The following is an 11,543-nucleotide window of genomic DNA, read 5'->3' on the forward strand; positions in this document are numbered from 1 at the left end:
AAGAGCAAATATAAAAAAAGGTTGAGTTGCTTTAGGATTGGTTTGGAAAAATAATTAACTGGCGGATAATTGATCCGATATCTCATCGAAAATTTCCATAAAATCTTTCTCCAGCGTTTCCTTAAATATTCCCAATTGAAATGTTAGCGCTGCTAATTGCTTTTCATTTAACGTTTCTGGCCACAAACGCATGCAAATTCTATTTAGCGCATAGCTGATGTTTTCGAGCTTTTGATAACTCAAGAGGTATTTGCTACTGATAAAACCTTCCATGAACTTAAAAAAAACCGATTGATCTTTTAAGCCACAATGCGTAAGGAAATCGCCTAATGATTCCTGTTTCACCGCCGATAATTTGTCGTAAAAATGATTTACCTGAATGAGATTATGTTCTATTAGTAGGTGATCAAGTAGCAATTCTAACCCGATGTGCGCTAAAAACGAGGGTCGAACGGCCGTATCTTCGACAATTGGTTTTATAAGTAACTTCAATTCAGTAGTTTTTTCCAAGAAAAAATTGGAAGAATGGAAAAGCAAATCAACTGCGAGATGTCTTTTCCAACCTCTTAACAACGATTCTTCATCAGGATTTCCTAAGAAAAGGAATTCGTTTTTTTGAGGGTATAAATTCGCCTCTTTGGAAGCGTTTTTTATTAAGTCAGGCAATACTGTTCCCAAAACCACATTGGCATCATCATTTGATTTATCGAAGTAGTAGTGAGACAAGAAATTCATGCTCACAAGTTAATGTTTTCTTTATTGCCGAAAAACTGAATTGGGTAAATGTTCGGTTTCGAACCTTCATTGTTTTGTAAGTTAATTATTTATAAATTTAATTACCATAATTGATCATCATGCCTCATCCCAAAACTTACAGGATTCTTTCTTTAGATGGAGGCGGATCTTGGGCGCTTATTCAAGTAAAATGTTTAAGAAAGCTCTTTGCAGAAACTTTTAATAATCCTGATCCAACAGGGCATGAGGTATTGTCAAAATTCGATTTGGTGGCTGCCAATAGTGGCGGGAGCCTCGTTGCCGCCGCTATGGCCGAAAACCTTCGCTTATCAGAAATTGAAAAGATTTTTGGCGACAAACAATTGAGGAGTAAGGTGTTTTCCAGATTAAGTTTTTTTGAAAAAAGTTTGCTTTCCAGCGTAGCTCGAATTTTTAAAATAGGTGCAAAATATGCTACAAAACGAAAATACCAAGCCTTAAAAGATATTCTCCCAAAAATATCACAAATTGATCTGATGCACATTCCACAACATGTTGCGGTTAACGGAGATATCAAGACTCAGTTTTTAATTATCGGATACGATTACTATCGTAACCGGGCAGAAATGTTTCGAACAGATTGCGATAGTTTGGCATCCACATCGGTAATAGAGCGCAAACTTAAAAATTTGCCCGCTACTGCTAAAACGCCTTCAGATTGTTTAGTGAGTTTGGTTGAGGCTATTCACGCTTCTAGTACGGCACCCGTTAATTACTTTAACGAACCTGCGGCGTTCAAAGTAAATAATAAACTCAAATTTTATTGGGATGGCGGCGTAACGGGTAATAATAATCCGGTTTTAGCAGCCGTTACTGAGGCCATTTGCAACCGCGAACAGTATCAAATTGAGCACATTCAAGTTCTTTCAATAGGTACAGGATCGGTTTTGCAATTGCAATACGATGAAGAAATTCCAGTGCGTTACGATGAATTGAAAGCGAAACATGAGGCACCAGGTTTGATCAAGGATATCCAAAAAATGGGAACCAGTATTTTGAACGATCCGCCTGATACAGCAGCTTTTATTGCTTACATGATTTTGAATTCATCGATGCCTGCAAAACCTATAGATTTTATAAGAATGAATCCTGTATTGCGCCCTATTATGGTTAATGATACAGCTGGTAAACACTGGGATTTACCCGCAGGTATAAACAAAGACGAATATGTGAAGCTAAATGCCATGGATATGGATGCTGTTGAAGATAAGGAAGTATCATTAATTATTAAATTGTGCGAGAATTGGTTGGGCAATTTAGGCGTTCCAAACCAGGCTATTCGCAGCGACAGTGCGCTAAATTGTTTAATTGGCCATGCTGATTTTAACGCCGCCAAGGCTGATTTTAAAAGCTGGTTTACACTTACCAACTAATTTGCTTTAAACTAAGCTAAAATTTTATCTTTGCACGCACAATTATAAAAGTGTTTGTACAATGACGAATTTTGTTGAAGAGTTAAGGTGGCGTGGCATGCTGCATGATATTATGCCGAATACTGAAGAAAAGTTAAACGAAGGTATGACTTCTGGTTATATCGGCTTTGACCCAACTGCAGATTCTTTACATGTTGGCCATTTAACGCAGATCATGACTTTAATTCATTTCCAAAAAGCTGGTCATAAGCCTTATGCTTTAGTAGGTGGTGCCACAGGAATGGTGGGTGATCCTTCAGGAAAGTCTGACGAGCGTAATTTGCAAACGCCAGAAATGATTGAACACAACCTGAAAGGAATGAAGAAGCAATTGGCGAAATTCTTAACTTTTGAGGATGGTGGAAATGGTGCAGTGATGGTAAACAACGCCGATTGGTTTAAGGATATGAATCTTTTTACCTTCATCAGAGATGTTGGTAAACATATCACTGTTAATTATATGATGGCAAAGGATAGCGTAAAGAGACGTTTAGAAGGTGATTCTGGATTGTCATTTACCGAATTTTGCTACCAATTGATTCAGGGATACGATTTTTATCATTTATGGAAAAATGAAAACTGTCTGGTTCAAATGGGCGGATCAGATCAGTGGGGAAATATTGTTACCGGAACAGAACTGATTAGAAGAAAAGATGCTGGAACAGCTTATGCGATTACTACGCAATTAATTAAAAAAGCCGACGGAACAAAATTCGGTAAAACTGAAAGCGGTGCGGTTTGGTTAGATCCCGAAAAAACTTCTCCATATAAATTTTATCAGTTTTGGTTAAATGCATCAGATGATGATGTTAAAAAATGGATCAGAATATTTACGCTAAAAACCAAAACCGAAATCGAAGCCTTAGAGGCTGAACATGATACAGCACCGCACTTGCGAATTTTGCAAAAAGCTTTGGCTGAAGATATTACCGTTAAAACGCACTCGGTAGAAGCTTTAGAAACAGCAATCAAAACTTCCGAATTTTTATTCGGAAACGGCTCTCTTGAATTTTTGAAAAGCCTTTCGGAAAAACAAGTATTAGAGATGTTTGAGGGAATTCCTCAATTCAAAATTTCGAAAGCAGAACTTGCTAGCGGAATAGATGCTGCTACATTACTGGCTGAGAAAGCTTCGGTATTTCCTTCAAAAGGAGAAACCAAAAAGTTGATTCAAGGTGGTGGTGTTTCGGTAAATAAAGAAAAGGTTGGTGAAGCAACACAGATCTTTAATGCCGAGCATTTGATTAATGATCAATTCATCGTTGTTCAGAAGGGTAAGAAAAACTATTTTCTTCTGATCGCGGAATAAGATTAAGTAAAATATTTTGTTTCAAAAAGTCTTAGATCATTCTAGGACTTTTTTTTTAAGAATTTTTCATTACCAGACAAAATGTATATATTTGTGTATAATTGTCTGTTATGAAAAGGAAAGTTGAAGAGTCAAAAGCTGTTGAAGAGCGAATAATAGCTTACGGAAACGTTATGCATACACCTATGGTGGCCATGATGGGTAATTCCTTCGCCAATTATTCTGATTATGATTTGCTTAAACTCGCCCGTAAAGGGATTTCCAAAAAATCAATAACTGCACTGGCAAAACAGATTTCTTTAACGATAGAAGAAATTGCAGCAGTATTGCACATTTCAGATAGAACTTTACAACGGTATACGCCAGATACCTTGGTTAAAACGGAGTATGCCGATCGGGCCATTGAACTTGCGAAGTTATACGAAAGGGGCATTGAGGTTTTAGGTAGTACCAAAGCATTTAACAGTTGGATAAAATCCCCAAATTATGCCTTAGGTGGCGAAATTCCTTTTGATCTTTTAGATACACATATTGGTTTCACCATCGTATCAGATATTTTAGGCCGAATCGAGCACGGGATATTTAGTTAATGTTAATCTATAGAATTTCATCTTCAAAATATATTGAAGATTTAAGTGGCGCTGGTGCTAAACAATACGGCGGCCGGTGGAATAATAAAGGAACAGCTGTTGTGTATTTGGCGGAAACCAGAGCCATGGCAGTAATGGAAGTGCTAGTGCATTTAAGTCCAGAGCAAGTAGACCGCCCTTTTGTTCTTGCTACATTTGATGTACCAGATGATAAAATATATGACATCAGCATTTTTGATTTGCCTGAGGATTGGAGAGATCCTCAGACAGCGGATGAACTAAAAAAAATAGGCGATAAGTTTGTTCGCGATGGAATTTATCTGTTGATGAAGGTTCCATCCATTATACTGGAGGAAGAATTTAATTTTATTATCAATCCTAACCATCCAGACAGTAAAAAAATTAAGCTTGTAAACAGAAGAGACTTCGTTTTCGATAAAAGATTTAAAACGTAGTTACTGCACCAACAAATTACAACCTCTAATATCGGCATTATCAAACCTACCTAAAACTTCAAAACTGCCGTCGCTGTTTACCCTGCCTAAATCCTGCGTAGCAAGAAAAGAGCAAGAATTGATATTTGCTAAATCGATTACATTAATGCCACCGGTTTTTCCGTTTTGCACTAAAGATAGTGGATCATTCGTATCACGAATCAAAACTTTCATCCACTTTGGGCAGTTGAAAACCCCATCACCTAAAGAATAAGCCTGAGACAGCAATTCCGTCATTCCATATTCGCTATGGATAGCAGGTACACCAAAACCTTGAGTCAATTGTGCATGCAACTCTTCCCGAACCATTTCTTTGCGTTTTCCTTTCATTCCACCGGTTTCCATTACGATTAAATCAGGGAAATCGATATCGTAATTTTCAATAAAATCAAGTAGGGCATAGGTTACACCAATTAAAACAGTTGGTTGGTTCTTCTTTTTAAGGGCAAATAAAGTTTGGTACAAATCATCATGATTATAAAGAAAATAACCGCTTTCAGGATGATTGCTTTTTTCAATTAAATCGTTAACCATATAAATTAACGAAGAGCCCGACCGCTGTTGGTAGGAGGGAAGCAAGGCTAAAAAGCAATAATTGCGAATGTTCCCATAAAATTGAACAAAAGCTTGTAGATAACTTTGCTCGTAAACTTTTACATTGGTTACGTGATGACTGCTTTGAATCATTCCAGTGGTGCCCGAGCTGCTAAAGGTGATTTCAACAGGAAGTTTATTGCTTAAAATACTGTGCGTTTTAAAAAAGCTGATGGGAAGAAAGGGAATTTCTTCCAGGCACTTTACTTCAGCTACATCAACTTTTAAATGATGAACGTATTGCCTGTAAATTTCACAATGCGTAACCTGGTGGTTAAAAACGGACAAAGCATGAGCACTAAACTCATCATCATTATGTATTGAAAAGATATCTTCAGTAAGCAGCATCACACTGCAAAAGTACGAAGCATTATGCTAACTTCTCGTCAGTTTTTTTAGCAAGCATGGCCATTCTAAAATGATAGCCACAAAAACCGCTGATGCCGGCAACTAATCCGCTTAATATTCCGGTAACTAATAGTAGCACCCACCAGATTTTAATTCCTGTCATTACTGCAACGCGACCCGCCAAAACGTTGTCGTTAGGTAAACTTTTAAATAAAGCATAGCCGATCCACAATAAAAAAATGGCAAAGAAAGATTGCCAGAAAGCAATTTTGGCTGTTTTACCGATGATGCCACAGGTGGCGAATGCAACTACAATAATTACCCACCAAGGCGCAATCATTTGAAGTAAAAAACAAATTATGACGATAACGATAAATACCATTTTAAACTATTTAGAAATTTTTAAACGAGAGATTATTTTTCCAGATTGATCGTCAGGAGTTTGCATGTAAAACAAGTCATACAGCTGGCCACTTGCCCAGGTATCCACCATATTATCATAAAATTTACTGCCCGGATTTCCAGATTGACCGCCTGGGTAAACACCATGACCTCTTGGCGTTTTCCCTAATTCAATCACCATCCTCCATGATGGTCCGTTAGTTTCGCTGATGGCGTTGATGGTGCTTTTTGCTCCTCCAATCTGGAGAATTTTGGAACCAAAACCCGGGATTTTCGCCAGGTGTGGTACATTCGTTTGCTTTACATTGCTCCATCGCCAATCTTTATTTATCGGGCCAAAACGGCGTTCTAAACTATCGCAACTGTATTTGAAGGCTTCATTTACCAAATCAGGAAGTGTTTCTTTTTGCTTTGTGTTGATGTTATCATACCACTTGGCATTAGGTTCTTTTAAGATCATTTCCACAGTACGGTCTCTCGAAGGATAACGCATCGGAATGCCTTTCACTACAAATTCATCATTCCAGATATCGTAAGCTAAACGCTTGGTCCATATTTCAAAAACGCTGGCTGCAATTTCATCCGCATCATAACGTTTGCTCCATTTGTTTATGTAGCTCAAGGCTTCTTTTTGTGTCGCATTTAAACTTTCTGGGTTTAACAACGGTACGACTGCAGGCAGAACGTTTTGAGCCAAAATACTGTAGTTATCTGTTTGCATTAACCTAATGCTATCCATTGTTGCTTTGCTCATGGCGCCCAAGCGATCATTAATTCTCTTTCCTCTTTCGTAAGGCGCAAATTCCCAATTGATGTAATATGGGTAAGTTGGGTCGGTTGAGGATTGATTTGCCGAACTTACGAAGCCACGTGGTGGATTCTTGACTGTTGGGTTTTGAGCCGCTGGAATCCAGCCCTGCCAATCATAAGCCGGATCGGTTCCATCTAAAATAAACTTACCTTGTTCTTTCCATTTTAGTGGAAATTTTCCATTTGGTGTAATGGCGATATCGTTATCTATACTGGCGAACACAAAATTTTGAGCTGGTGCGGTATAAAAAGTGAGTGCCTTGCGGTAATCGTTATAGTTACTTCCTCGGTTCAGATAATAAAAAGTCAGCAATTCGTTCGATCGATCGTGGGCAATCCATCTCAATGCATCTCCAACTGGCACGTTATCGGCTCTGCCATATTTAGGTTTTTGAAAGTAAACTACGGGGCCATGGTGCGTATAGTAAACCGTATCGATTTCATCTTTGCTTCCACGAATTTTGATGTTTTCTAAACGCCTGGTTGTTTTGTTCCATTTGTTATTGTACCAATATTCATTGTGGGATGAATCCTTGAATTTGATCTGATAGAAATCAAGCACATCGGCAGCAACATTGGTTACGCCCCAGGCAATTTTCTGGTTAAAACCTATAATTACTCCTGGCGCACCAGGTAACGAAACGCCATAAGTATTTACCCCAGGTGCATGTAGCTGAATCTGATACCAGATAGAGGGAAGCGTTAAGTCCAAGTGTGGATCATTGGCTAAAATTGGATATCCAGAAGCCGTTTTTGAACCAGAAAGTGCCCAATTATTACTTCCAATACCTTCAATCTTTTCTTTTGTTTTTACATCGCCTGTGGTGGCATCGGTAAAGCTTCGAGGGGTTTTTGGGGTTGGTAAAGGGGTGAAATCCCACTTGGTGCCCACAGGAATGATTGGATCTTCTTTAAAAGGATAATCAGGAAAAAGATCTTTAGTGACTTCAGGACCAAATTTTTTCAAGATGTTAGTCATATAAAACTCGTCGGAACCCATTGCCAAAACGGCCGACATTTGTTTCAATAACAGGGCGCACTTAATAGGCGTCCAGTTTTCAGGTTTAAAATCCAGTAACTTATATTCCAGCGGATAATTAGAATGAGAAAGGGTTTTAATATAAGCATTGATCCCTTCGGTATAAGCTAGAATCATTTCTTTGGCTTTTGGGTCAGCCATCATTCCTTTTAGCGAATGTTCAGCGCCATAAACCATGCCCATTCTACGTTGGTAACGATCAACTTCAATTGCTTTTTCTCCAACCACTTCACTAATTCTTCCTGCGGCGAAACGCGTTTGAAAATCCATTTGCCAAAGGCGATGCATGGCTGTTACGTAACCTTGTGCCAAATAAAGATCATGATCGTTTTGGGCGAAAATATGAGGGATCATTCTGTCATCAAAAGCGATTTCAATTTTATCAATTGCGCCTTTAATTTTTGCTTTATGATTAAAAATAAAATGATTGTTTTCAGCATTTTGCCAAAACCCCATAAAAGGGTTCAGAAATTTCAGCAGCGGTGGGTTTTGGCCAATTTTGGTATTAAATAAAAAGGCGAGTGTGATGGGAATTATTACACAGAATAGAGCTTTAATTTTATTCATAAATAATGGTTAGCTGAAAACTATCAGGTGACTAAGATAAAGTAAAATGGTGATTTTAATTGAATGAAAATACAACAAACTGATTATCAATCCAAATTATAAAATGAATCGAAATTATTATGCAAACATAATTTGTTTAATTCAAAAAAAGCATTTAAGTTTATCCTAACTAATAATACAACTAACCAAATTTTAATCATTTATGAGTAGGAACTTTACACAAATCTTGTATGTGTTATTTTTTGTATTTGCAATAAATATTGCGGCAAAGGCACAGAACATCACGGTTAGTGGAACCGTTAAGGATAAGGAATCAAAACAAGGCCTCGCTGGAGTAAGTGTAACCATAAAAGGTCAAACTGGCGGTACTGCATCATCTGGTGATGGAAGTTTTTCTTTCAGTACATCTGCAAAAGTGCCATTTACTTTAGTGGCATCTTATGTAGGCTATGGCACAGTAGAGCGTCAGGTAACTGGCAACACTGCCGGAATTAACATTGAATTAGAAGCCGCTGTAGTTTTAGGGGGTGACGTAGTAGTTTCTGCATCCCGAACTCCAGAACGTATATTAGAATCGCCTGTTTCTATCGAGCGAATGAGCGCTGCTTCAATTAGAGAAATTGCAGCACCATCTTTTTATGATGCCTTGAACAACATGAAAGGTGTAGAAAGTAGCATGCAGAGCTTAACCTTCAAATCCATTAATACACGTGGTTTCAACTCAAATGGCAATACCCGTTTCAATCAATACATCGATGGAATGGATAACCAGGCGCCAGGTTTGAACTTTTCAGTTGGTAATATTGTGGGTATTACGGAACTTGATGTAGATAATGTAGAACTTTTACCAGGAGCTTCATCGGCTTTATATGGCGCTGGTGGTATTAATGGTACTTTATTAATGACTTCTAAAGATCCGTTCAAATATCAGGGTGCAAGTTTTCAATACAAAACAGGCATTAACCACGTAAATGATGATAACAGCAGCGTCCAGCCTTTCAACCAATTGGATGTTCGTTTGGCAAAATCATGGAATAATAAATTTGGCGTTAAGGCAGCTTTCTCGTTTTTACAAGCGAAAGATTGGATGGGAACCAACTATTCGAACTTTGATCGCAATGCAAGAACGTTCAAATCTGGAGACCGCAATAGCGACAACAACTACGATGGAATAAATGTTTATGGCGATGAGGTGAGTCAGAATATGCGTAATGTAGCTTTAAGTGTTCAAAATGCAACTATATCAGGAATCAATGCTGGTTCTGGTGGTGCTATTCCAAATATTAAAGCTTTGATGGATGGGGCTTTTGGGGCAGCTATTCCTAATGCGGCACAACAGGCGGGTTTTCTGGCTGGTTTGCCAGCTGGCTTACGTCCTGCGGTACAAAATTATCTTCCATTTTATGTGGGCTTAAAAGCAAATTTAATTCCCGATCAAAATGTCTCGAGAACAGGTTATAATGAGCGTGATTTGGTAGATTATGATACCAAATCATTAAAAGCTTCTGGAGCAGTATATTATAACATCACCAATACTATTCAAGCAGTTGCACAGGCAAATTGGGGCACAGGAACTTCAGTTTACACGGGTTCTGATCGTTACTCTTTGCGTAATTTCAATATTGGTCAGTACAAATTAGAGGTTAAAGGGCAAGATTTCTCTATTAAAGGTTACACCACCCAAGAACGTTCAGGCGATTCATACATTTCGTCTATTTTAGGAAGTTATATTAATGAAGTAACTAAAGCATCAACCACTTGGTTTCCACAATATATTGGGAATTACGTAGGTGCAAGAGCCGCCGGACAAAGTGATGCTGCTGCCCATGTAACTGCAAGAGGCGTAGCTAATCAAGGTAGATTTGAGCCAGGTAGCCCACAGTTTGAAACCGCGAAACAAAATATTATGAACACTAACATAAGCGCCACTAATTTTGGTAGCGGTGTTTACGGTGCTAAGTTTGATGATAAGTCTAATTTATACCACTACGAAGGAATGTACAATTTTACCAATGCCTTTAACAATGTGGTAGAGTTTCAAGTGGGTGCTTCATATCGTTTGTACGATTTAAATTCGGCAGGAACAATCTTTAACGATTTAACCAGTTCTATCGACATTAATGAATACGGTGCTTTCGCTCAAATAGGTAAAAAACTCTTTAACGATAAAGTGAAATTTACTTTCGCTGGTCGTTATGATAAAAGCATGAATTTCGAAGGCCGTTTTACACCACGTATTACCGGGGTTTTTACTGTAGCTAAAAACAATAACATCAGAGCTTCTTACCAAACTGGTTATCGCAATCCAACCACTCAAAATCAATACATCGATTTATCAGTTGGAGGCGGTTCTCAACGTTTAATAGGTGGTTTGCCTGAAGTTATGTTCGGTAAATACAATTTGAATACCAACAAAGCCTTTACCGATGTGAGTTACCGTGCTTTCTTGGCTTCAGCTGCAACAGGCACGCCAAACCCTGCTTTATTGCAGCAATATACTTTCGATGCAAGAGGTGTTCGTCCGGAAAGTGTGCAGTCTTATGAGTTAGGTTACAAAGGATTAATCTTGCCGAACCTATTGATTGATGCTTATGGTTACTACAATATTTACAAAGATTTTATTACTGCTGTAGATGTTTACCAAAACGTGGGCACTTTAGCCAGTCCAACTTTTGTAAAGTTTGGCGTTCCGGTAAATGCTGAAGGGGAAGTAACCTCTTATGGTGCGGCGTTAGGTTTAGATTATTTAGTGGGTAACTACAATTTTAGTGGAAACGTATCGTACAATCAAATTGGCGATCTTCCGGTAAATTATATTAACGATTTTAATACACCAAAAGTTCGCTTCAACCTGGGTTTTGGAAATAAAGAAATTATTAAAAACGTAGGTTTTAACTTGTCTTACCGTTGGCAAGATAAGTTTTATTGGAACTCTTCATTTGCCTCAGGCGATGTACCAGCTTACAGCTCTTTAGATGCGCAGGTGAGTTACAAAATCCCATCAGTTAAATCGTCTATTAAATTGGGAGGTTCTAACGTGATGAACAAATATTACATTACATCTTATGGTAACCCAGCAGCGGGTGCTATATATTATTTGGCCTTCTCTTTCAATCCATAGGGATTAAAAATGTTCGCTTTCGTGAAGCCCCCGGATATTAATATTCGGGGGCTTTTTATTTATTATTTAATACCCCCCTTTTA

The 11,543-nt window shown here is 38.2% G+C and carries 9 protein-coding genes; 5 read left to right on the forward strand and 4 right to left on the reverse strand.

Translation table 11 applies throughout. From position 1 onward, the window contains the following. Positions 1-54: 54 nt before the first annotated feature. Positions 55-735, reverse strand: coding sequence for a hypothetical protein (locus ASE92_RS19060; protein ID WP_056851710.1), 681 nt, complete (start codon positions 733-735; stop codon positions 55-57). A 119-nt stretch (positions 736-854) separates the two neighbouring features. Here ASE92_RS19060 and ASE92_RS19065 point away from each other — a divergent pair, with 119 nt between their 5' ends. The 4 genes from ASE92_RS19065 to ASE92_RS19080 all read left to right on the forward strand — a co-directional run bounded on the left by ASE92_RS19065 (position 855) and on the right by ASE92_RS19080 (position 4,540). Further along, positions 855-2,147 (forward strand): patatin-like phospholipase family protein, encoded by a 1,293-nt coding sequence (locus ASE92_RS19065; protein WP_056851711.1) that lies wholly within the window; start codon positions 855-857, stop codon positions 2,145-2,147. Between the two features lie 61 nt (positions 2,148-2,208). Beyond that, positions 2,209-3,495 (forward strand): tyrosine--tRNA ligase, encoded by a 1,287-nt coding sequence (gene tyrS, locus ASE92_RS19070; RefSeq protein ID WP_056851712.1) that lies wholly within the window; start codon positions 2,209-2,211, stop codon positions 3,493-3,495. 110 nt (positions 3,496-3,605) lie between these two features. Further along, on the forward strand, positions 3,606-4,085 hold the full coding sequence (locus ASE92_RS19075; protein ID WP_056851713.1) for an antitoxin Xre/MbcA/ParS toxin-binding domain-containing protein: 480 nt from the start codon (positions 3,606-3,608) through the stop codon (positions 4,083-4,085). Continuing rightward, positions 4,085-4,540: an RES family NAD+ phosphorylase gene (locus tag ASE92_RS19080; RefSeq protein WP_056851714.1), complete on the forward strand. Its 456-nt coding sequence runs from the start codon at positions 4,085-4,087 to the stop codon at positions 4,538-4,540. The genes ASE92_RS19075 and ASE92_RS19080 overlap by 1 nt, the downstream gene beginning before the upstream one ends. On the opposite strand, the gene ASE92_RS19085 is transcribed toward ASE92_RS19080, so the two are convergent. The 3 genes from ASE92_RS19085 to ASE92_RS19095 are packed head-to-tail and all read right to left on the reverse strand — an operon-like array spanning position 4,541 to position 8,339. After that, positions 4,541-5,521, reverse strand: coding sequence for an acyltransferase (locus ASE92_RS19085; RefSeq protein WP_056851715.1), 981 nt, complete (start codon positions 5,519-5,521; stop codon positions 4,541-4,543). Positions 5,522-5,543: 22 nt separating this feature from the next. Further along, the gene (locus tag ASE92_RS19090) at positions 5,544-5,903 is read right to left on the reverse strand and encodes a hypothetical protein (protein WP_056851716.1); all 360 of its coding nucleotides are present in this window, start codon (positions 5,901-5,903) and stop codon (positions 5,544-5,546) included. Positions 5,904-5,909: 6 nt separating this feature from the next. Then, positions 5,910-8,339, reverse strand: coding sequence for a penicillin acylase family protein (locus tag ASE92_RS19095; protein WP_056851717.1), 2,430 nt, complete (start codon positions 8,337-8,339; stop codon positions 5,910-5,912). 202 nt (positions 8,340-8,541) lie between these two features. Between ASE92_RS19095 and ASE92_RS19100 the strand changes: the two genes are divergently transcribed. Then, positions 8,542-11,460: a TonB-dependent receptor gene (locus ASE92_RS19100; RefSeq protein WP_056851718.1), complete on the forward strand. Its 2,919-nt coding sequence runs from the start codon at positions 8,542-8,544 to the stop codon at positions 11,458-11,460. Positions 11,461-11,543: the final 83 nt, after the last annotated feature.

Origin of the sequence: Pedobacter sp. Leaf41 (genome assembly GCF_001422545.1) — a bacterium.
Classification (GTDB): domain Bacteria; phylum Bacteroidota; class Bacteroidia; order Sphingobacteriales; family Sphingobacteriaceae; genus Pedobacter.

Excerpts from the sequence above, each read along its gene's own strand:
- ASE92_RS19100 (WP_056851718.1), top strand. The coding sequence starts at position 8,542 with ATGAGTAGGAACTTTACACAAATCTTGTATGTGTTATTTTTTGTATTT.
- ASE92_RS19095 (WP_056851717.1), bottom strand. The coding sequence starts at position 8,339 with ATGAATAAAATTAAAGCTCTATTCTGTGTAATAATTCCCATCACACTC.
- tyrS (WP_056851712.1), top strand. The coding sequence starts at position 2,209 with ATGACGAATTTTGTTGAAGAGTTAAGGTGGCGTGGCATGCTGCATGAT.
- ASE92_RS19080 (WP_056851714.1), top strand. The coding sequence starts at position 4,085 with ATGTTAATCTATAGAATTTCATCTTCAAAATATATTGAAGATTTAAGT.
- ASE92_RS19075 (WP_056851713.1), top strand. The coding sequence starts at position 3,606 with ATGAAAAGGAAAGTTGAAGAGTCAAAAGCTGTTGAAGAGCGAATAATA.
- ASE92_RS19065 (WP_056851711.1), top strand. The coding sequence starts at position 855 with ATGCCTCATCCCAAAACTTACAGGATTCTTTCTTTAGATGGAGGCGGA.
- ASE92_RS19090 (WP_056851716.1), bottom strand. The coding sequence starts at position 5,903 with ATGGTATTTATCGTTATCGTCATAATTTGTTTTTTACTTCAAATGATT.
- ASE92_RS19085 (WP_056851715.1), bottom strand. The coding sequence starts at position 5,521 with ATGCTGCTTACTGAAGATATCTTTTCAATACATAATGATGATGAGTTT.
- ASE92_RS19060 (WP_056851710.1), bottom strand. The coding sequence starts at position 735 with ATGAATTTCTTGTCTCACTACTACTTCGATAAATCAAATGATGATGCC.